Origin of the sequence: Streptomyces sp. NPDC058291 (assembly GCF_042880855.1) — a bacterium.
In the GTDB taxonomy this organism is placed as follows: Bacteria; Actinomycetota; Actinomycetes; order Streptomycetales; family Streptomycetaceae; genus Streptomyces.
Genome location: NZ_JBHVYK010000005.1, coordinates 122,538 through 143,249 on the forward strand (window position 1 = coordinate 122,538; position 20,712 = coordinate 143,249).

The window sequence follows — 20,712 nt, forward strand, 5'->3', positions numbered from 1 at the left end:
ACGATGAGAAGGCTGTGCCGGACCCCGGAAACACCGGTGCCGCCCCTGGGGGCGGCACCGGAAAGCTGAGGACGGACCGTCGCGGGGACCCGTCGGAGCCGGTCGTGAGGACCGGTCAGACGGCCGAACCCGCCTTCCACTGGGCCCAGTCCATGTTCCAGCCGTTGAGGCCGTTGTCCGGGGCCACGGTCTTGTCGCCGGTGTTCTTGACCACCACGACGTCGCCGACGATCGAGTGGGTGTAGAACCAGTAGCCCGCCGTGCCGGTGTCGTTGGCGCCCTTGGTGTCGGACAGGCCCACGCAGCCGTGGCTGGTGTTCACCGAGCCGAAGACGGACTTCGCGCCCCAGTAGTTGCCGTGCACGAAGGTGCCGGAGTTGGTGAGGCGGATGGCGTGCGGCACGTCCTTGATGTCGTACTCGCCCTTGCCGTCGTCGTCGGTGAAGCCCACGGTCGCGCCGTTCATGCGCGTCTCCTTGAACTTCTCCGACATCACCATCTGGCCCTCGTACGTCTTGTTGTCGGGCGAGCCGGCGGAGATCGGGATGGTCTTGACGACCGCGCCGTTGTGCGTGACCTTCATCTGCTTGGTCTTCGCGTCGACGTAGGAGACCTGGTTGCGGCCGATCTTGAACGTGACGGTCTTCTGCTGGACGCCGATGACGCCCTTGGCGCCCTCCACACCGTCGAGCGCGAGCTTCAGCGTGACGGTGGAGTTCTCCTTCCAGTAGTCCTGGGGACGGCAGTCCATGCGCTGGGTGGAGAACCAGTGACAGACGACCTCCTGACCGCTGGTGGAGGTGACGGTGACGCCCTTCTGGACGGCCGCCTTGTCGGTGATCGCCTTGTTGAAGTTGATCGACACCGGCATGCCCACGCCGACGGTGGAGCCGTCCTCCGGCGTGAAGTTGGCTATGAAGCTGTTGTCCGGGGAGACCGTGGTGAAGGACGCGTTCTCGTGGGCCACGAGGCCGGCGGAGTCCTTGGCCTCGGCCGCCAGCTTGTAGGTGGTGGAGCGCTCCAGCTGCCGGCTCGGCTTCCAGCTGGTCTTGTCGGCGGACAGGGCGCCCTCGACCGCCTTGCCGTCGGCGCTGGTCATCGTCACGGAGGAGAGCGTCCCCTTGCTCACCGTGACGGTCGCCGAGTTGTTGATGGAGGCGTTGTTCGAGCCGTCCGAGGGTGTGATCTTGATCTGGGCCTCGGAGGACTTCTGCGCCGCCGCCTCGTCGGCCTTGGCCTGTGAGGAGCTGCCTCCGCCGTCCGAGGCGCCGCTGTCACCGCCGGAACACGCAGAGAGCACCAGAACACCGCCGAGCAGGGCGGACGCGGTCATCAGACCTCGACGCCGCCTACTGTCCGTCATCACACGTTTCTCCATCGTTGCCGATTGCCTGAAACCCGAGAGTCCCCGTCGGGAACCTTCAACGCTACGACCGGTGCGTCCCGTTCCACGTTCCGCGAGGGTGTGGGGCATGCCACGTTCGTGGCACGCCTGGTGCGGGTGTCGGCTCGTGCGCCCCCTGAGACGACGAAACCCCGGGCGGCGGTTGCCGTCCGGGGTCACGGGTTTCCCCGGAACGCTCAGCCGATGCCGCCCGCTTCGCCGCCGGACTCGTCGTCCGGGTCCCCATCTTGGTCGACATCATCGTCGTCGAGGTCCCACTCCGGCGAATCGGGATCGTGGTCGACCCGCTCGCTGGACCAGGAGGCCTGCTGGAGTTCCACTCCGTCGACCTCGCCGACCAGGTCGAACGGATCGACCAGGTAGGCGAGGGCCTCCGCGGTGTCCTCCGTCACAGCGCCCTCGGCATGGGCGCGTTCGGCGTCCGGGATCCCCTCGTCCTCGGCGAGCCGTCGCAGCGCGGCCGCCGTCACGGCGTCCTCGTCATGAACCTCAAGAAGAATTTCCACTCGGATCCGTACAAAACGTGATGACTCTTCAACACTCATGGCCGGAGCGTACGGCTGACGGCTCCCGCGGCTTTCCGCGACCCGCGCCTTTCATTAGCATCGGGGCCACACGGCCAATTCGCCAGCGTCACAAGGGGATCGATATTCCGTGTCATCCGCTCGCCGTCCGTTGCTGACCGCCACCGCCGCGGGGACCCTGCTGGGCGCCCTGTGGTTCGTCCCGTCCGCCAACGCGTCCCAGGACGCCCCGGTCAGAACGGAGACGACGACGCAGGTCACGACCCAGGCACGGGCCGCGTCGACGACCATGAACGACGCGTCCGACGCGACCGGCACGACCGTCGGCGACGCGACGGCCCTGACCGCCGTCCGGACCGCCGCCGACACCACGGTCGACGACGGCACCCGGCTCGCCGACACCGGAAGCTTCGACACGACCCCCTACGTCGTGGGCGGGACCACACTGCTCACCCTCGGCGCGGGCTTCGTTTTCTACTCGATTCGCCGGGAACGCCTTGGTTTTTAAATGAACTTGACTGACCTTTGACTGGTTCTTCATAGTTCGCTCATGAAGAGATCATCGGGGGCGCGGCTGTGCGCCACGGCCGCCATCGGCGCACTGTCGCTCTCCCTCCTGACCGCCTGCTCCGACGAGGGATCGAAGGACGCCGGCGACGCCAAGGGGTCGGCGTCCGCAAAGGCCTCCGCGCCCGCGTCCGACGCGAAGGCGCTGCCCACGGCCTCGCTGGAGAAGCTGCTGCTCGCCCAGGGCGAGATCAAGGGCTACAAGGTCACCTCGGGCGACGACACCCTGCCGGCGTCCAAGAGCGCGGTGAAGACCGACAAGGAGGCGTGCGCGCCGCTCGCCTACGCCATGTCCGGTCTCGCGCCGGGCGACACGGAGGCCGACGCGAGCAACACGCTCACGAAGGACAATGTCTCGGCCGCCGCCACCAAGTCCCCCGGGGACGTCAGCGAGTCCGACCTCGAGAACGCCTTCAAGGTCAACATGACCTTCGTGGGCCTCTCCTCGTACGAGGGCGACGGTGCGGAGAAGGCGTTGAAGGCCGTCTCCGACGGCGTCGCGGCCTGCTCCGGCGGGTTCGGGGTCACCGCCCAGGGCGAGAAGCAGAAGATCACGAAGGTGGCCTCGGAGAAGGCCTCGGGCAGCGGTGACGAGTCCGTGGCGTTCACCGTCGACTCCGAGGTCGACGGCGAGGGCTCGGCCACCTTCCACACCGAGGTGGTGCGCAAGGGCAACACCGTGGCCTCGTTCTACACGGTGGACTTCGCCGCGCTCACGTCCACCGGCAAGTCGTCCGACGTGCCCGCGGCCGTGGTCGAGGCGCAGGTCGCGAAGCTCAAGTAGCTTCCGCCGCACTCCGGGGCCCCGCCCCCGCGCCGCACGGGCGCGGGACGGCGGGGCCCCTGCCGTCGCGGCTCTACCGCAGCGGCCCGGTGACCGTCTCGGCGGCGGCCACCACGCCTCCGTCGCGTACGAAGGCGTCCGCCGCCGCGAGGTCGGGCGCGAGGAACCGGTCCGGGCCGGGGCCCTGGACGCCCGCCTTGCGGACGGCCTCGATGACCGCCCGGGTCGCCGGCGCCGGGGTCAGTCCCTCGCGCAGCTCGACGCCGCGGGTGGCGGCGTACAGCTCGACCGCGATGACGCGCGTCAGGTTGTCGACCGCGGTGCGCAGCTTGCGGGCCGCGGACCAGCCCATGGACACGTGGTCCTCCTGCATCGCGGAGGACGGGATGGAGTCGGCGGACGCCGGCACGGCCAGCCGCTTCAGCTCACTGACCAGCGCTGCCTGCGTGTACTGGGCGATCATCAGCCCGGAGTCGACGCCGGCGTCGTCCGCCAGGAACGGCGGGAGGCCGTGGCTGCGGTTCTTGTCCAGCAGCCGGTCGGTGCGCCGCTCGGCGATGGAGGCGAGGTCGGCGACGGCGATGGCGAGGAAGTCCAGGACGTAGGCGACCGGCGCCCCGTGGAAGTTGCCGTTGGACTCCACGCGCCCGTCGCTCAGCACGACCGGGTTGTCGACGGCGGAGGCCAGCTCGCGCTCGGCGACGAGCCGGGCGTGGGCCATGGTGTCGCGGCCGGCCCCGGCCACCTGCGGGGCGCAGCGCACCGAGTAGGCGTCCTGGACGCGGGGCGCGTCGTCCTGGTGGTGGCCGGTGAGCTCCGAACCCGCCAGCACCGCGAGCATGTTGGCGGCCGAGGCGCCCTGGCCCGGGTGCGGGCGGATGGCGTGCAGCTCGGGGGCGAGGACCTTGTCCGTGCCGAGCAGCGCCTCCAGCGACAGCGCGGCCGTGACGTCGGCGGACTTGTAGAGCATGTCCAGGTCGGCGAGGGCCATGATCAGCATGCCGAGCATGCCGTCGGTGCCGTTGAGGAGCGCCAGGCCCTCCTTCTCGCGCAGCTCGACGGGGGCGATGCCGTGCTCGGCGAGCAGGTCGCCGGCGGGCCGCACGACGCCGTCCGGGCCCTCCGCGTCACCCTCGCCCATGAGCGTGAGGGCGCAGTGCGAGAGCGGGGCGAGGTCGCCGGAGCAGCCGAGGGAGCCGAACTCGTGCACGACCGGCGTGATGCCGGCGTTGAGGATGTCGGCCATGGTCTGCGCGACCTCCGGCCGGACGCCGGTGTGCCCGGAGCAGACGGTCTTCAGCCGCAGGAACATCAGCGCCCTGACGACCTCGCGCTCCACCCGCGGGCCCATGCCGGCCGCGTGCGAGCGGACGATGTTGCGCTGCAGCTGGGCGCGCAGTTCGGGGCTGATGTGCCGGGTGGCGAGGGCGCCGAACCCGGTGGAGACGCCGTAGACGGGCTCGGGCTTGGCCGCCAGCGCGTCCACGATCTCGCGGGCCGCGGCGAGGGCCGCCACCGCCTCCTCGGAGAGCTCGACGCGGGCGCCGCCGCGCGCCACGGCGAGCACGTCGGACGCGGTCACCCCGTGCGTCCCCATCACCACAGTGTGCATATCCATATTCAGGAGCGTAGTGACTGAAGACGAGGATGTCACCAGTGGAGGCGGGGTTCGCCCCTTACCGACTGCGTCACACCGTCAGGGCCGCCCCCGGAACCTGCGCCGCTCGGCGGTCCGCTCCCGCCCCGACGGCGGCTCGTCGGCCAGCCGCACGACGGGATCGTCCGGCCCCTGGCGCCCGGCGACCACCGGCCGCCCGGCCCGCACCGCCTTGGCCCGGTACTGGGCGGCGTCGGCCAGCCGGAACAGCCGCCGCGCCGAGGCCACCGGCCCGATGGGGTCCTGGGTGGAGGCGACCCCGCAGGCCACCCCCTCGCCGAGCTCCAGCTCCCCGGCCCGGCGGCAGAGCTCGTCGGCGACCTTGACGACGTCGTCGGCCGACGGGCCCACCGCCAGCAGGCAGAACTCGTCCCCGCCCAGCCGGGCGGCCAGCGCCCCCGGCAGCATCGCCCCGCACAACGAGAGCACCGACCCGAACCGCTCCAGCAGCCGGTCCCCCACGGCGTGCCCCCGGGTGTCGTTGACCCGCTTCAGCCCATTGAGGTCGCACACGACGAGGCTGACCACCGCTCCCTCCGCGCGGTGCCGCTCGACCGCCTCCTCCAGCCGCACGTCGACGGCCCTGCGGTTGGCCAGACCGGTCAGCGCGTCGGTGAAGGCGAGCCGGCGGGCCTCCTCCAGCCGCTCGGTCTGGGCGAGACCGGCGGCGACGACGGCGGCCAGGACGGTGGCGAAGTCGGCGTCGGCACGGTCGAAGACGCGAGCGCCCGCGCGACGTGCCACATACAGCTCGCCCCAGGCCCGGCCGTGCAGCACGATCGGCGCCACCACACAGGAGCCGCGGCCCCTGCGGCGCAGAGCGGCGACCCTCTGGTGGCAGTAGCCGGGGCGCCCGGCGGCCGGCCCCTGGGCCGTCTCCACCCAGGCGTTGGGCTCGCCGCCCGCCGCCCAGCGCTCGTGCAGGAACTCGGTGATCTCCGGGAACTGGTGCACCGGGTAGGCCTCGGCCGCCGGGAACTCGTCCTCGTCGGCGGCCCGGTCGCCCACGTTCGCCAGGACGCGCAGCCGCCCGAGGTCGCGCTCCCACACCGACAGCGCGGCGAAGTCCCCGGACAGCGCGCGGCACGCGCCGAGGGTCGCCGCGCGCCACGACTCGCGGGGGGTGCGCGCGGCCGCCATGCCCTGCGCGAGCGCCACGACGGCCACGAGGCGTCCGTCCTCACCCATCACCCTCACCCACTGCCCTCGCCCATCATCCCAGGCTAGGGATATTTGGGTGAAAAAGAGACACGAAGGGGGCACTTAGAGTGACAGCGGCCGTCCCGGCGCACTCACTCGCCCGGCCACTGCGGCTTCCGCTTCTCGTTGAACGCGGCCACCCCCTCCGCCCGGTCGCCCGAGAACGCCACCGACCGCCAGGCCGCGTCCTCGACCTCCAGCCCGGCCCGCAGGTCCAGCCCCTGCCCGAGCCGCAGCGCCCGCTTCGCCGCGCGGAGGCCGACCGGCGAGTTGGCGCCGATGCGGGCGGCCAGCGCCAGCGCTTCCTCCCGGTCCCGCCCCTCTTCCACCAGGACGTCCACCAGCCCCAGCTCACGGGCCTCGGCCGCCGCCACCCGGCGGGCGGTGAAGATCAGCTCGGCAGCCCGGGCCGCCCCCACCCGGCGCGGCAGCAACTGGGTGCCGCCGCCGCCCGGGATCACGCCCACCGACACCTCCGGCAGCCCCACCACGGCCGTGCCGTCGGCCACGATCAGGTCGCAGGCGAGGGCCAGCTCGAAGCCGCCGCCCAGCGCGAACCCGTGCACCGCCGCGACCGTGGGGACCGGCAGCTCCAGCACGCCGGTGTAGGCCCCGCGCGCGAGCGGCCGCTGGCGCACCAGCTCGGCGTCGCTGAGGGAGTTGCGCTCCTTGAGGTCCGCGCCGACGCAGAACGCCCGCTCGTGCGTCGAGGTCAGCACCACCACCCGGACGTCCCGGTCCCCGCCGAGCGCCGCGCAGGCCCCGGCGATCGACCGGGCCATGTCGGTGGAGACGGCGTTCATGGCCTTCGGCCGGTCGAGGGCCAGCTCCGCGACATGCCCGCCGTCGCCGTGCCGGCGCACCGCCACGAACTCCCCGAACCGCTCCTCGTCCCCGACACCCACGACACCGCTCACGACACCCTCCGGGTTAACGATGGTTAACAACTGCGGTCCGATCATCCCAGCCCCGGGCCGGGAGCGAAAGAGCGAACCGCGCCGCCGCCCGGTCCGCACCCTCCGGCCCGCACCCTCCGGCCCGCACCCTCCGGCCCGCACCCTCCGGCCCGCACCACTCGTTTCTGACCGCCCGTCCCTCACCGACCCGTCGTTTCCGCGGGCCCCGCCCACCCGTTCGAGTGACATCCCGCCCAACTCGCCCCGCACCGCTCACAGGAGCGCATAACGTGCGTCCGCCCCGGCGCAGCGGGGGCGCGAGCGCATCCGGGAGGAAACGCGATGACGAGCACGCGGACCGGGCCGGACCCGACGGCACAGGACATGGCGGCGCCGGCGGAGGCCGAGACCGACCGGCCGTGGGCGCCGCGTCCCCGGGGCCGGCACCGCCGTCCCCGCCCTCACAAGGTGCTGTTCGCCGCCGGCGGCCTGGCCCTGGCCGCGGGCGTGCTGAGCCTCGTGCGGCTGACCCCCGACCCGGGCGGTGCCGTCGGCATGGGCGCCGCCGAGGCCGATCCGCAGCCCGATCCCGTCGCGAGCACCGGGGCCGACGCCGGCGCCGGCCGCTCGGTCGACACCGCGGCCACCGTCGCGGCCTCCCCGACGGCGCCCAGCGCGATGGGCGGCGCGAGCGCCGGCCCGGCCCCCGAGGTCGGCCTCCTGCCGGGCGCCCCCGGCTCACCGACGTCCGTCGCCCTCACCCCGGGCGTCGCCCACGCTCCGGCCGCCCGCGACGCGGCGCCCCCGCAGGACTCGGCCGACGCGCCGGAGACACCGGACGCACCGGACACCGCACGGCCCGCGCCCACGTCGACCGCGGCCCCCCGGCCCTCGGCGACGCCGGCCCCCGCCCCGGCCACGACGCCGCCCGCGCCCCGGCCCGGACACACCGGCACTCCGCGGCAGCCCGGCGTCTGCGTCCCCGTCGTCGGCCTGTGCGTCGACCCCCTGGCAGCGCCCCTGCCGAAGCTGTAGCGGCGAGGCCGGCAGCCTTCGTGGGCGCCGACGCGGAGGGCTAGACCCTCCACGTGGAGGGTCTAGCCCTCCGGGTCGCCGCGGCGGGTGAGCAGCCAGGGCTCGACCACGCCCAGGCCGCGCACCGGGCGCTGCCACATCGGCTGCAACGCGAAGCGGTACTTCGGGGGCTCCTCGCCCTCCTTCTCCGCCGCGGCCGCCTCCTCCGCGGCCTCCGCCTCGGAGGAGGGGGCGTCGCCGGTGCGGATGAGCTCCTCGGCGAAGGCGCTGTCCACCAGGACGGCGTCCCGCGGAGCTATCGACGTCAGCCGGGAGGCCAGGTTGACCGTGGTGCCGAAGACATCGCCCATCCGGGTGGTGACCGTGCCGAACGCCATGCCGACGCGCAGTTCGGGCATTGTCTCGTCGTTGCTCAGCGTCTCGACCAGCAGCAGCGCGATCTCGGCGGCGACGCCCGCGTCGTCGGCCGCGTACAGCACCTCGTCGCCGAGGGTCTTGATCAGCCGCCCGCCGCGGGCGGCCACCAGGTCGGCGGAGGTGGTCTCGAAGGCCTCGACGAGTTCGCCGAGCTCCTCCTCCTCCATGCGGCGGGTCAGCCGGGTGAAGCCGACCAGGTCGGCGAAGCAGACGGCGAGCCGCCGGTCCACCATCTCCTCGTCGTCCGCGGCCTGCACGACCCGGCCCGCCGAGGCGGCGAGCTGCCGGCGCCAGACGTAGACGAGGAACTCCTCCAGCTCGGGCAGGAGCAGCTCGACGATGGGGTAGGTGACCTCGGTGCGGGTCATCCCCGGCTCGGGCGGCTCGGTCAGGCCCTCCAGGAAGGAGTCGATCTGCCATTCCGCCAGCCGGGCGGTGGTCTGCCCGGTGGACCGTGCCACCTGGACGGCCATCGCCTCGCTCAGCAGTCCCGCCTCGACGAGACCGGCCAGTCGCCGCAGGGCGAGGACGTCGGCCTCGGTGAGCGCCCTGGCCTGCCCGATGTCGGCGAAGCCCATGGCCCGCCAGAAACGCGACGCCAGCTCCATGGAGACGCCGGCGCTGCGGGCGGCCTGGAAGGGGGTGTATCGGCGCTCGGCGCCGAGGATGAGCTGTTCGAGGCGCAGCGCGAGAGGATGCGGGTCCTCACCGGGGTCGCCCGGCTCGCCGGGTTCGGCGGCCGGCAGGTTGCCCCGGCCGTCCTCGCCGGAGCCCGTGTCGTCGACGGTCACGCCTGCTGCCCTTCCGATCTTCCGCGGTCAGGTATCGACCGGCCTCAACTCTACGGCAGGTGTGCGCCAGCTCACTCCGTTCGGTGCGACGGCGGGTGCGGTGCGGTCGGTCTCTCCGGGGCCGGAACGGCCGCCGACGCTCACACCGGTCTGAGGTGGACGATGTCGCCCGCTCCCACCGGCTCCTGTACCCCTTCCTCCGTGGCGATCACCAGGCGTCCGTCCCCGTCGACCGCGACCGCCTCCCCGACGAGCGACCGGTCCCCCGGCAGCTCGGCCCGTACCGTTCGTCCCAGAGTGGCGCACCCGGCCGCGTACGTCTCCTGCAGACCGCTGGCCGCCGGGTCGCCGCCGGCCTCCCGCCAGCGCCCGTACCACTCCTCCAGCGAACGCAGGACGCTCCGCAGCAGGGTGTCGCGGTCCGTGCTGACCGCGCCGGCCAGCGCCAGCGAGCCGGCCTGCGGCACCGGCAGTTCGTCCGCGCGCAGGGAGACGTTGACGCCGACGCCGACGACCACCGCGTCCTGTCCGGCCCGCTCCGCGAGGATGCCGCCGGCCTTGCGCTCCTCGCCCCCGACGGTCACCAGGAGGTCGTTGGGCCACTTGAGTGCCGTGTCGACGCCGGCCGCCCGGGACAGTCCCGTCGCCACCGCGACGCCGGTGAGCAGCGGCAGCCAGCCCCAGCGGGCCACCGGCACCTCGCCGGGGGTGAGCAGGGCGGAGAAGAACAGTCCGGAGCGAGGGGGCGCCGTCCACCGGCGGTCGAGGCGGCCGCGGCCCGCCGTCTGCTCCTCGGCGACGAGGACCGCGCCCTCGGCCGCCCGTCCCGCGCCCGCCGCCGCCACCAGGTCGGAGTTGGTGGAACCGGTGCGCTGCACCACCTCCACGCCCGACCACAGGCCGCCCTCGCGCACCAGCCCCCGCCGCAGGGCCGTCACATTGAGGGGCGGACGGTCCAGATCGGACCACCGGCTGCCGCCTGCGTCTGCTGCATCTCGCGGTGTCATGCAAGCCACCCTAGGTGTGTTGAACGCCGCACTGCCGATCCGTAGGGGCAGCACTACTCTACGGATGAGTAACCGTCCCCCCTTTTGAGCAGGCAGGGAGCCGCGATCCCGATGTCCGAGCCGGAAGAGCGTCACGAGATCCAACAGACCCCAGGGATCGACATCCACACCACCGCGGGCAAGCTCGCGGACCTCCAGCGCCGCATCCAGGAAGCGACGCACGCCGGTTCGGAACGTGCCGTCGAGAAGCAGCACGCCAAGGGCAAGTTGACGGCCCGTGAGCGCATCGACCTCCTCCTCGACGAGGACTCCTTCGTGGAGTTGGACGAGTTCGCCCGGCACCGCTCCACCAACTTCGGCCTGGAGCACAACCGTCCGTACGGGGACGGCGTCGTGACCGGCTACGGCACGGTGGACGGACGTCCGGTCGCCGTGTTCTCCCAGGACTTCACGGTCTTCGGCGGGGCGCTGGGCGAGGTCTACGGGCAGAAGATCGTCAAGGTGATGGACTTCGCGCTGAAGACCGGCTGCCCGGTCATCGGCATCAACGACTCCGGCGGCGCCCGCATCCAGGAGGGTGTGGCCTCGCTGGGCGCGTACGGCGAGATCTTCCGCCGCAACACGCACGCCTCGGGTGTGATCCCGCAGATCAGCCTGGTCGTGGGCCCGTGCGCGGGCGGCGCGGTCTACTCCCCCGCGATCACCGACTTCACCGTCATGGTCGACCAGACCTCGCACATGTTCATCACCGGCCCGGACGTCATCAAGACGGTCACCGGCGAGGACGTCGGCTTCGAGGAGCTGGGCGGCGCGCGCACCCACAACGCGGTGTCGGGCGTGGCGCACCACATGGCCGGCGACGAGAAGGACGCCGTCGAGTACGTCAAGCAGCTGCTGTCGTACCTGCCGTCCAACAACCTCTCCGAGGCCCCGGTGTTCCCCGAGGAGGCGGACCTGTCCGTCACCGACGAGGACCTGGAGCTGGACTCCGTCGTCCCGGACAGCGCCAACCAGCCGTACGACATGCACACGGTGATCGAACACGTCCTGGACGACGCCGAGTTCTTCGAGACGCAGGCGCTGTTCGCCCCCAACATCCTCACCGGTTACGGGCGGGTCGAGGGCCACCCGGTCGGCATCGTCGCCAACCAGCCGATGCAGTTCGCGGGCTGTCTGGACATCACGGCCTCCGAGAAGGCGGCCCGCTTCGTGCGCACCTGCGACGCCTTCAACATCCCGGTCATCACGTTCGTGGACGTGCCCGGCTTCCTGCCCGGCGTCGATCAGGAGCACGACGGCATCATCCGCCGCGGCGCCAAGCTGATCTACGCCTACGCCGAGGCCACCGTGCCACTGATCACCGTCATCACCCGCAAGGCCTTCGGCGGCGCGTACGACGTCATGGGCTCCAAGCACCTGGGCGCGGACCTCAACCTGGCCTGGCCGACCGCGCAGATCGCGGTCATGGGGGCCCAGGGCGCGGTCAACATCCTGCACCGCCGCACGATCGCGGAGGCGGAGGCGGAGGCGAACGGCGGGAGCGCCGAGGACGCGGAGACGGTGCGCGCCCGGCTGATCCGGGAGTACGAGGACGCCCTCCTCAACCCGTACGTCGCCGCCGAGCGCGGCTACGTCGACTCGGTGATCATGCCGTCCGACACCCGCCGGCACATCGTGCGCGGTCTGCGTCAACTGCGCACCAAGCGGGAATCCCTGCCCCCGAAGAAGCACGGCAACATCCCCCTCTAAGGAGCCGCTGTGACGATCAAGGTCGTTCGGGGCAACCCGACCCCCGAGGAGCTCGCCGCCGCCCTGGCGGTGGTCCGGGCCCGCGCCGCGGCGGCGGCGGCCGCACCGTCCGGCGCCGAAGGCGGCCCCAGGGACGCGTGGTCCGACCCGGCCCGCATCGCGGGACAGCGCCTGCCGCAGCCCGGCCAGGCGTCCTGGACCCGCACCTACTGGCCCGCCTAGGGTCGCCCGGCCCCCTTCGGGGGCCCGTTCTCGGGGACGCGGGGAACTGCGCGACGAGCCCCCCACCGGCCCGCAGCCGACGCACACCGGACATCAGGTGAACGGCTGCGGGCCGCAACTTGAGTACGGGTACTCAGGCGCCGTCGACGCGTCGAGCCGCACGCTGGTGGAATGCTGTGGTCCGACCCCGAGAACGAGCCGCCCGAGGAACTCCGCGACATGCAGGAGACCCTGCGCAGACTCGGCTTCTTCCTCGCCCTGGCCATGGTGGTGGCCATGATCGTGCTGGGTGTCAGGTGAACTCCGCCGCCGCCGGGGTCTGTCGTCCGGATCAGGCCGCGGGAGTCCGACGGTGCCTGCTCGCCCCGCTTCTGCGGACTGATCCGAACGACAGGCCCTAGGCTGACCGCATGCGCCGACTCGTCCTCGCCTCCCAGTCCCCCGCCCGGCTGAATCTGCTGCGCCAGGCCGGCCTCGCCCCCGAGGTGATCGTGAGCGGCGTCGACGAGGACGCCGTCACCGCCCCCACCCCGGCCGAGCTGGCCCTCGCCCTCGCCGAGGCCAAGGCGTCCGTCGTGGCCGCCCGGCCCGAGGTCAAGGGCGCCCTGGTGATCGGCTGCGACTCGGTGCTCGACCTGGACGGCGAGGCGCTGGGCAAGCCGGCGGACGCCGCCGAGGCGACCGCGCGCTGGAAGGCGATGCGCGGCCGGGCCGGGACGCTCCAGACCGGCCACTGCGTCTACGACACCGCCAGCGGGCGCCACGCCTCGGCGACCGCCTCCACCGTCGTCCGCTTCGGCGAGCCGTCGGACGCGGAGGTCGCCGCCTACGTCGCCTCGGGCGAGCCCCTGTACGTCGCCGGGGCGTTCACCCTCGACGGCCGTTCGGCCCCGTTCGTCGACGGCATCGACGGCGACCACGGCAACGTCATCGGCATCAGCCTGCCCCTGGTGCGCCGACTGCTGGCGCAACTGGGCGTCGGCATCACGGAGTTGTGGGCGCCGCCGGAGGCGTGACCGGCTGAGGCGCGGTGGCCGGGCGCGCGGCGGGCGACCCGCCGGCGTCGCCCTTGCCGTCCTGGGGCGTCCGGGCGGGCCGCTGCCGGGCGTCGTACGTCATCAGCAGCAGCACGATCAGGGCGAGCACGACCACCATGAAGAGGAACTGCGGCACGCCCAGCAGCCCCCACGCGAAGGCGCCCAGCAGGCCGTGCACGACGGCCGCGCTGATCAGCAGGACCCGGCCGAAGCCCGCGGGCGCCCGGTCGCGCAGCGCCACCAGCAGGGCCACCACGCCGCACAGGGCGAAGTAGAGCCCGAAGACGATCCCGCCGACCTTCGAGGACGTCGACATCACGTGCGGGTCCAGGCCGGCCAGGGACATGTCCTGCCGGTCCACCACGACGCCCATGAACCAGTTCAGCGCGGCGATCCCGATCGCCTCGACGAACAGCACGATCGCCACGACCCACGCCACCGGTCTGCGGACCACCGGTCCCCACCCACTTTCGAGCCGGACCTCAGCGGGTCCGGGCAAGCTAGCTGTTACCTCAAGTACGTCCGGGACACCCGGAACGCTACTAACGGGTAAACGATGGGACAAGGGTTCTGCGTGCGGCAAAGAATCATTGGGCCATTCGTAGGGACTCGACAAAGAAACGGAGTGGGCCGCAGCACGCTCTCACAGAGACCTTGACCACACATGAGGGCTAGGGTTTCCGGCAGGAGTGCTGCGTACGGCGGTACTACAAGGGATTTCGCGGTCGAGTGAGCCTGACATCACGCTCCGTGTGGGCAAGCTCACCTTTGGGGACGGGTCGTAGAGCCGTGTCGGCAGTCCCTAAACTCGGCTTGTTTCAAGGAGGGAGCCTCAATCGTGCGCAAGGTGCTCATCGCCAACCGTGGCGAAATCGCAGTCCGCGTGGCCCGGGCGTGCCGGGATGCCGGTATCGCGAGCGTGGCCGTCTACGCCGACCCGGACCGGGACGCTCTGCATGTCCGCGCGGCGGATGAGGCGTTCGCCCTGGGCGGTGACACTCCGGCGACCAGCTATCTCGACATCGGCAAGGTGCTGAACGCGGCGCGGGAGTCCGGCGCCGACGCCGTCCACCCGGGCTACGGCTTTCTGTCGGAGAACGCCGAGTTCGCCCAGGCGGTCCTGGACGCCGACCTGATCTGGATCGGCCCGCCGCCGCAGGCCATCCGCGACCTCGGCGACAAGGTCGCCGCCCGGCACATCGCCCAGCGTGCCGGCGCGCCGCTGGTCGCCGGCACGCCCGACCCGGTGTCCGGCGCCGACGAGGTCGTCGCCTTCGCCGAGGAGCACGGCCTGCCGATCGCGATCAAGGCCGCCTTCGGCGGCGGCGGACGCGGTCTCAAGGTCGCCCGCACCCTCGAAGAGGTGCCCGAGCTGTACGACTCGGCCGTCCGCGAGGCGGTCGCCGCCTTCGGCCGGGGCGAGTGTTTCGTCGAGCGCTACCTGGACAAGCCGCGGCACGTGGAGACGCAGTGCCTGGCCGACCGCCACGGCAACGTGGTCGTGGTGTCCACCCGCGACTGCTCCCTCCAGCGCCGCCACCAGAAGCTGGTCGAGGAGGCCCCGGCGCCGTTCCTGTCCGAGGCGCAGGTCGCCGAGCTGTACGCCTCCTCCAAGGCCATCCTCAAGGAGGCCGGCTACGTCGGCGCCGGCACCGTGGAGTTCCTCGTCGGCCTCGACGGGACGATCTCCTTCCTGGAGGTCAACACCCGTCTCCAGGTCGAGCACCCGGTCACCGAGGAGGTCGCCGGCATCGACCTGGTGCGCGAGATGTTCCGCATCGCCGACGGCGAGGAGCTCGGCTACGGCGACCCGGAGCTGCGCGGGCACTCGTTCGAGTTCCGCATCAACGGCGAGGACCCGGGCCGCAACTTCCTGCCCGCACCGGGCACGGTGACCCGCTTCGAGGCGCCGTCCGGTCCGGGCGTGCGCCTGGACGCCGGCGTCGAGTCCGGCTCGGTCATCGGCCCGGCGTGGGACTCGCTCCTGGCCAAGCTGATCGTCACCGGCGCCACCCGTGAGCAGGCGCTGCAGCGGGCGGCCCGCGCCCTGGAGGAGTTCCAGGTCGAGGGCATGGCCACGGCGATCCCGTTCCACCGCGCGGTCGTCAAGGACCCGGCGTTCGCCCCCGAGCTCACCGGCAGCCGGGACCCGTTCACGGTCCACACCCGGTGGATCGAGACCGAGTTCGTCAACGAGATCCCCGCCTTCTCCGCCGCGGCCGACACCGAGGCCGAGGACGAGACGGACCGCGAGACGATCGTCGTCGAGGTCGGCGGCAAGCGCCTGGAGGTCTCCCTCCCGTCCTCGCTCGGCATGTCCCTGGCCCGCACCGGCCTCGCGGCGGGCGCCAAGCCCAAGCGCCGCGCGGCCAAGAAGTCCGGCCCCATGGCCTCCGGCGACACCCTGGCCTCTCCGATGCAGGGCACCATCGTCAAGGTGGCCGTCGAGGAGGGGCAGGAGGTCAAGGAGGGCGACCTGATCGTCGTCCTCGAGGCGATGAAGATGGAGCAGCCGCTCAACGCCCACCGCTCGGGCACCGTGAAGGGGCTCGCGGCGGAGGTCGGCGCGTCCATCACCTCGGGCGCCGCGATCTGCGAGATCAAGGACTGACCTCACCGGTCGACGTGTCGAGGCGCCCGCCTGTCGGGCGCCTCACCGCGTTCCGGGCGACTGCCGGGGCCCTCGGGAGCCGGGGTCCTCGGGAGCCCGGGCCCCCGGGTGGGCGACCCGGCCCACCGGCCCCGGACGGCCCGCCCGGGCATCCGACCCGCCCGGGCCGTCCAGCCCACGCGACTGCCGCAGGCCGGCCGGTGCTCTCCCCGCGTCGGCTTCCTCAGCCGCGGCGGGGCCCGGGGCGGCAGCCCCGTGGCGGCCGGGGAGGTCAGCGACGGCGCAGGTCGGCGACGCGGGCGCGCTCCCCGCCGGGGGACTGCTCGCCCAGCATCGAGGTCGCGCGCAGCCCCGCCGGAGCGCCCGGGACCTGGCCCCGGCGAGGGGCCGGCAGCGGCACGTCCCGACGCTGCTGCTGGTGGCGCGCCGGGACCGTGTCACCCCCCTGGCTTCCCGTCGCCCCGGCCACGGCGATCTGCACCCCCTGGTCGGCCAGGGCCTGCAGCTCGGTGGCGGCGCGCTCGTCGTGCGCGGGCGGCTCGTCGGTCACCAGGCGGGTGATGAGGTCCGTGGGCACCGTCTGGAACATGGTGTCGGTGCCGAGCTTGGTGTGGTCGGCGAGGACCACGACCTCGGCGGCGGCCTGCACCAGCGCCCGGTCCACGGACGCCGACAGCATGTTGGACGTGGACAGCCCGCGCTCGGCGGTCAGCCCGCTCCCGGAGAGGAAGGCCCGCGAGACCCGCAGCCCCTGCAGGGACTGCTCGGCGCCGCTGCCCACGAGGGCGTAGTTGGAGCCGCGCAGGGTGCCGCCGGTCATCACGACCTCGACCCGGTTGGCATGGGCCAAGGCCTGCGCCACCAGCAGGGAGTTGGTGACCACGGTCAGACCGGGCACCCGGGCGAGCCGGCGGGCCAGCTCCTGGGTCGTGGTGCCCGCCCCGACCACGATGGCCTCGCCCTCTTCGACGAAGTTGGCGGCGAGGTCCGCGATGGCGGTCTTTTCGGCGGTCGCGAGATGGGATTTCTGCGGAAAGCCGGATTCTCGCGTGAACCCGCCCGGCAATACCGCACCGCCGTGCCGGCGGTCGAGGAGTCCTTCTGCCTCCAGTGCGCGCACGTCCCGCCGTACGGTCACTTCGGAGGTCTGGACGACGCGGGCGAGTTCACGGAGCGACACGGCCCCGTTCGCTCGCACCATTTCGAGGATCAATTGGCGACGTTCTGCAGCGAACACGAAACTGACAGTAACGCGGACGACCGTCTGCTTTCAGCTCTTTGCGCCGAATAGTAGAAGTTGTTCGCACAGGGGGACGGCCAGTGGTATAAGGCGCAAGTCCCTTACCGGCGCCTGCGCACCTTACGGCGGCCCGCTGCGCACGGGCCGTCAACTCCCCACGACCGGACGGCAGTCCGGCCGGTCGCCGACAGCGGCCGTCAGACCTCGCCCGCCGTCTTGCGCGTGTGCAGCTGTCGCGCCACCTCCGCGATCGACCCGGAAAGGGACGGGTACACGGTGAACGCGTTCGCGATCTGTTCGACCGTCAGGTTGTTGTCGACGGCGATCGAGATGGGGTGGATCAGTTCCGAGGCGCGCGGCGCGACGACCACGCCGCCGACGACGATCCCGGTGCCGGGCCGGCAGAAGATCTTGACGAAGCCGTCCCGGATGCCCTGCATCTTGGCGCGCGGGTTGCGCAGCAGCGGCAGCTTGACGACCCGGGCGTCGATCTTCCCGCCGTCCACGTCGGCCTGGCTGTAGCCGACGGTGGCGATCTCGGGGTCGGTGAAGACGTTCGAGGAGACCGTCTTGAGGTTGAGCGGGGCCACCGCGTCGCCCAGGAAGTGGTACATGGCGATGCGCCCCTGCATGGCGGCGACGGAGGCCAGCGCGAAGATCCCGGTCACGTCTCCGGCGGCGTACACGCCCGGGGCGGTGGTCCGGGAGACCTTGTCGGTCCAGATGTGCCCGGACTCGCGGACCTTGACGCCCGCCTCCTCCAGGCCCATCCCCTCGCTGTTGGGGATGGCGCCGACGGCCATGAGGCAGTGCGAGCCGGTGATGACCCGGCCGTCGGACAGGGTGACCTCGACCCGGTCGCCGACCCGTTTGGCGGACTCGGCGCGCGAGCGGGCCATGACGTTCATGCCGCGGCGGCGGAAGACGTCCTCCAGCACGGCGGCGGCGTCCGGGTCCTCGCCGGGCAGCACCCGGTCGCGGGAGGAGACGAGGGTGACCTTCGAGCCGAGGGCCTGGTAGGCGCCGGCGAACTCCGCGCCCGTGACGCCCGAGCCGACCACGATGAGCTCCTCGGGCAGCTCGGCGAGGTCGTAGACCTGGGTCCAGTTCAGGATGCGCTCGCCGTCGGGCTGGGCGTCGGGCAACTCGCGCGGGTGGGCGCCGGTGGCGAGCAGGACGGCGTCGGCGGTGAGGGTCTCCTCGGTCCCGTCGGCGGCGGAGACCACCACCTTGCGGGAGCCGTCGAGGGCCTGCATGCCCTCCAGCCGGCCGCGGCCGCGCAGCACGCGGGCGCCGGCCCGGGTGACGGAGGCGGTGATGTCGTGCGACTGGGCGAGCGCGAGCCGCTTCACCCGGCGGTTGACCTTGCCGAGATCCACCCCGACCACCCGGGCCGCCTGCTCCAGCGGCGGGGTGTCGTCGGCGACGATGATGCCGAGCTCCTCGTACGAGGAGTCGAAGGTGGTCATCACCTCGGCCGTGGCGATCAGGGTCTTCGACGGCACGCAGTCGGTCAGCACCGACGCTCCGCCCAGACCGTCGCAGTCGACGACGGTCACCTCCGCGCCGAGCTGCGCGGCCACCAGGGCCGCCTCATAGCCGCCGGGTCCGCCACCGATGATCACGATCCGAGTCACGTACTCCATTGTCCCGTACCGGCCGCGGTGGTACCGCCCCGGGGGCCGCGGACGCCCGGACTGTGACCAGAGTGACGCCCGCGCCGACTGCCGTACTCTCCTTGCATGTCGCTCTACGCCGCGTACGCCGGCAACCTCGACGCGCGGCTGATGACCCGCCGCGCTCCCCACTCGCCGCTGCGCGCCACCGGCTGGCTGAACGGCTGGCGGCTGACGTTCGGCGGCGAGCAGCTGGGCTGGGAGGGCGCGCTGGCCACGGTCGTGGAGGACCCCGGCGCTCAGGTCTTCGTCGCGCTGTACGACGTCGCCCCCATGGACGAGGACTCCCTGGACCGCTGGGAGGGCGTCGGCCTCGGCATCTACCGGCGGGCCCGGGTGCGGGTGCACACCCTGGAGGCCGAGGAGTCCGCCTGGATGTACGTTCTGAACGGCTACGAGGGCGGGCTGCCCTCGGCCCGGTACCTGGGCGAGGTCGCCGACGCGGCCGAATCGGCCGGGGCGCCAGACGATTACGTGATGGAGCTGCGGAAGCGGCCCTGCTGAGCTCGGCCGACTCTAGACTCGACGAGCACCAGCACACGAACGGGAGGGCGCGATGACCGGCAGGACTGCGTACACCGTCTTCTACACGGAGCAGGCGGCAGCGGCGCGCGACCGGCTCGACGAACAGCAGCGGGCCGCGTTCGAGAAGGGCATCATGATGCTCGCCGCGGATCCGTTCCCCGACCTGTCCCGACCCATAAGCTCCACCGGGGACGACCGGACGATCCGGCTGACCCAGAGCATCCTCATCGAGTACACGGTCAGCGTCGGCAGGCTGTTGATCTTCATCGTCGAGGTCTTCAACGACAAGGACATCTTCGTCACGGGCGAGTGACCGCTCCGGCGGCGGCGCGTCCCTCGTTGGAAACGACAAGACAACGATCGCCATCCCGTCGGCTTCGGCATCTACGCGCGTAGGCCGGAAGCGGCTACCCTCAGTCGCGTGAACGCATCTCTTCTCCCGGACGACATCCAGGGCGACCCGCACGCCGCCGCCGACGCCGCCGCCGCGCGTCTGCGCGAACTGACCGGCGCCGAGACCCACGACGTCGCCCTCGTGATGGGCTCCGGCTGGGCTCCGGCCGTCGACGCCCTGGGCACCCCCGACGCGGAGTTCCAGGTCACCGAGCTGCCCGGCTTCCCGCCGCCCGCGGTCGAGGGCCACGGCGGCAAGATCCGCTCGTACCAGATGGGCGAGAAGCGGGCGCTGGTCTTCCTGGGCCGCACCCACTACTACGAGGGCCGCGGCGTCGCCGCCGTCGCCCACGGCGTCCGCACCGCGGTGGCGGCCGGCTGCAAGACGATCGTGCTGACCAACGGCTGCGGCGGCCTGCGCGTGGGCATGCGCCCCGGTCAGCCGGTGCTGATCAGCGACCACATCAACCTCACCGCGACCTCCCCCGTCGTCGGCGCGAACTTCGTCGACCTGACGGACCTGTACTCGCCGCGGCTGCGCGCCCTGTGCAAGGAGATCGACGCCACGCTGGAGGAGGGCGTCTACGCCCAGTTCCCCGGCCCGCACTACGAGACGCCGGCCGAGATCCGCATGGCCCGCGCCATCGGAGCGGACCTGGTGGGCATGTCGACGGTGCTGGAGGCCATCGCCGCCCGCGAGGCCGGCGCCGAGGTGCTCGGCATCTCCCTGGTGACCAACCTCGCCGCCGGCATGACGGGCGAGCCGCTGAACCACGAAGAGGTCCTGCAGGCGGGCCGCGACAGCGCGACGCGCATGGGCGCGCTGCTGGCCCAGGTGCTCGGCCGCATCTGAGCGCGCCGCCGGGGGCCCGCGCCCCCGGAACGCGCCCCTCGGCCCCGAACGGGCCTCGTCCCCACATCCCCCGAACGGGGGACTCCCAGACGGGCCGGACGACGCCGGTCCGAGCCGGCGGAC

The 20,712-nt window shown here is 72.5% G+C and carries 21 protein-coding genes; 11 read left to right on the top strand and 10 right to left on the bottom strand.

The annotated features are described in order from the left end of the window. Window positions 1–115: 115 nt before the first annotated feature. Complete coding sequence (locus ACFVYK_RS04365) at window positions 116–1,378, bottom strand: Ig-like domain-containing protein (RefSeq protein WP_389768307.1); 1,263 nt, start codon at window positions 1,376–1,378, stop codon at window positions 116–118. Between the two features lie 203 nt (window positions 1,379–1,581). After that, window positions 1,582–1,911, bottom strand: coding sequence for a hypothetical protein (locus tag ACFVYK_RS04370; RefSeq protein WP_389768309.1), 330 nt, complete (start codon window positions 1,909–1,911; stop codon window positions 1,582–1,584). Between the two features lie 148 nt (window positions 1,912–2,059). On the opposite strand from ACFVYK_RS04370, the gene ACFVYK_RS04375 reads away from it, so the two are divergent. Both ACFVYK_RS04375 and ACFVYK_RS04380 read left to right on the top strand, forming a co-directional pair. Beyond that, a complete protein-coding gene (locus ACFVYK_RS04375) occupies window positions 2,060–2,437 on the top strand; it encodes an LPXTG cell wall anchor domain-containing protein (RefSeq protein WP_389768311.1) in 378 nt (125 codons plus the stop codon). A gap of 42 nt (window positions 2,438–2,479) precedes the next feature. Beyond that, window positions 2,480–3,280, top strand: a complete 801-nt coding sequence (locus ACFVYK_RS04380) for a hypothetical protein (protein ID WP_389768313.1) — start codon at window positions 2,480–2,482, stop codon at window positions 3,278–3,280. Between the two features lie 73 nt (window positions 3,281–3,353). On the opposite strand, the gene hutH is transcribed toward ACFVYK_RS04380, so the two are convergent. The 3 genes from hutH to ACFVYK_RS04395 form a co-directional block, all read right to left on the bottom strand. Further along, window positions 3,354–4,892, bottom strand: coding sequence for a histidine ammonia-lyase (gene hutH, locus ACFVYK_RS04385; RefSeq protein WP_389768381.1), 1,539 nt, complete (start codon window positions 4,890–4,892; stop codon window positions 3,354–3,356). Window positions 4,893–4,976: 84 nt separating this feature from the next. Continuing rightward, a complete protein-coding gene (locus ACFVYK_RS04390) occupies window positions 4,977–6,125 on the bottom strand; it encodes a diguanylate cyclase domain-containing protein (protein WP_389768315.1) in 1,149 nt (382 codons plus the stop codon). 104 nt (window positions 6,126–6,229) lie between these two features. Further along, window positions 6,230–7,099, bottom strand: a complete 870-nt coding sequence (locus ACFVYK_RS04395; RefSeq protein WP_389768317.1) for an enoyl-CoA hydratase/isomerase family protein — start codon at window positions 7,097–7,099, stop codon at window positions 6,230–6,232. 276 nt (window positions 7,100–7,375) lie between these two features. Here ACFVYK_RS04395 and ACFVYK_RS04400 point away from each other — a divergent pair, with 276 nt between their 5' ends. Beyond that, entirely contained in the window at window positions 7,376–8,068 is a 693-nt protein-coding gene (locus ACFVYK_RS04400; protein WP_389768319.1) for a hypothetical protein, read from the top strand. Between the two features lie 62 nt (window positions 8,069–8,130). Here ACFVYK_RS04400 and ACFVYK_RS04405 read toward each other — a convergent pair whose 3' ends face one another. Together ACFVYK_RS04405 and ACFVYK_RS04410 are read right to left on the bottom strand one after the other, a co-directional pair. Further along, window positions 8,131–9,276: an adenylate/guanylate cyclase domain-containing protein gene (locus tag ACFVYK_RS04405; RefSeq protein WP_389768321.1), complete on the bottom strand. Its 1,146-nt coding sequence runs from the start codon at window positions 9,274–9,276 to the stop codon at window positions 8,131–8,133. Between the two features lie 140 nt (window positions 9,277–9,416). Continuing rightward, window positions 9,417–10,283, bottom strand: coding sequence for a biotin--[acetyl-CoA-carboxylase] ligase (locus ACFVYK_RS04410; RefSeq protein WP_389768323.1), 867 nt, complete (start codon window positions 10,281–10,283; stop codon window positions 9,417–9,419). Between the two features lie 111 nt (window positions 10,284–10,394). Between ACFVYK_RS04410 and ACFVYK_RS04415 the strand changes: the two genes are divergently transcribed. From ACFVYK_RS04415 to ACFVYK_RS04430, 4 genes are all read left to right on the top strand, one after another. Beyond that, on the top strand, window positions 10,395–12,032 hold the full coding sequence (locus tag ACFVYK_RS04415; protein WP_389768325.1) for an acyl-CoA carboxylase subunit beta: 1,638 nt from the start codon (window positions 10,395–10,397) through the stop codon (window positions 12,030–12,032). 9 nt (window positions 12,033–12,041) lie between these two features. Further along, window positions 12,042–12,254, top strand: a complete 213-nt coding sequence (locus ACFVYK_RS04420; RefSeq protein ID WP_389768327.1) for an acyl-CoA carboxylase epsilon subunit — start codon at window positions 12,042–12,044, stop codon at window positions 12,252–12,254. A 171-nt stretch (window positions 12,255–12,425) separates the two neighbouring features. Then, window positions 12,426–12,554 (top strand): morphogenic membrane protein MmpB, encoded by a 129-nt coding sequence (gene mmpB / locus ACFVYK_RS04425; protein WP_389768329.1) that lies wholly within the window; start codon window positions 12,426–12,428, stop codon window positions 12,552–12,554. 110 nt (window positions 12,555–12,664) lie between these two features. Continuing rightward, entirely contained in the window at window positions 12,665–13,270 is a 606-nt protein-coding gene (locus ACFVYK_RS04430; protein ID WP_389768331.1) for a Maf family protein, read from the top strand. Here ACFVYK_RS04430 and ACFVYK_RS04435 read toward each other — a convergent pair. Beyond that, a complete protein-coding gene (locus ACFVYK_RS04435; protein WP_389768333.1) occupies window positions 13,239–13,745 on the bottom strand; it encodes a hypothetical protein in 507 nt (168 codons plus the stop codon). The genes ACFVYK_RS04430 and ACFVYK_RS04435 overlap by 32 nt on opposite strands. Before the next feature lie 384 nt (window positions 13,746–14,129). Here ACFVYK_RS04435 and ACFVYK_RS04440 point away from each other — a divergent pair, with 384 nt between their 5' ends. Further along, on the top strand, window positions 14,130–15,902 hold the full coding sequence (locus tag ACFVYK_RS04440; protein WP_389768335.1) for an acetyl/propionyl/methylcrotonyl-CoA carboxylase subunit alpha: 1,773 nt from the start codon (window positions 14,130–14,132) through the stop codon (window positions 15,900–15,902). Between the two features lie 271 nt (window positions 15,903–16,173). On the opposite strand, the gene ACFVYK_RS04445 is transcribed toward ACFVYK_RS04440, so the two are convergent. Then, window positions 16,174–17,139: a DeoR/GlpR family DNA-binding transcription regulator gene (locus ACFVYK_RS04445; RefSeq protein WP_389768337.1), complete on the bottom strand. Its 966-nt coding sequence runs from the start codon at window positions 17,137–17,139 to the stop codon at window positions 16,174–16,176. Between the two features lie 200 nt (window positions 17,140–17,339). Further along, a complete protein-coding gene (locus ACFVYK_RS04450; protein ID WP_389768339.1) occupies window positions 17,340–18,788 on the bottom strand; it encodes an NAD(P)H-quinone dehydrogenase in 1,449 nt (482 codons plus the stop codon). 96 nt (window positions 18,789–18,884) lie between these two features. Between ACFVYK_RS04450 and ACFVYK_RS04455 the strand changes: the two genes are divergently transcribed. The 3 genes from ACFVYK_RS04455 to ACFVYK_RS04465 all read left to right on the top strand — a co-directional run bounded on the left by ACFVYK_RS04455 (window position 18,885) and on the right by ACFVYK_RS04465 (window position 20,589). Beyond that, a complete protein-coding gene (locus ACFVYK_RS04455) occupies window positions 18,885–19,322 on the top strand; it encodes a gamma-glutamylcyclotransferase (protein WP_389768341.1) in 438 nt (145 codons plus the stop codon). Between the two features lie 52 nt (window positions 19,323–19,374). After that, window positions 19,375–19,656: a type II toxin-antitoxin system RelE/ParE family toxin gene (locus ACFVYK_RS04460; protein ID WP_389768343.1), complete on the top strand. Its 282-nt coding sequence runs from the start codon at window positions 19,375–19,377 to the stop codon at window positions 19,654–19,656. Between the two features lie 108 nt (window positions 19,657–19,764). Beyond that, window positions 19,765–20,589, top strand: coding sequence for a purine-nucleoside phosphorylase (locus tag ACFVYK_RS04465; RefSeq protein WP_389768345.1), 825 nt, complete (start codon window positions 19,765–19,767; stop codon window positions 20,587–20,589). The last annotated feature ends 123 nt before the right edge of the window (window positions 20,590–20,712 follow it).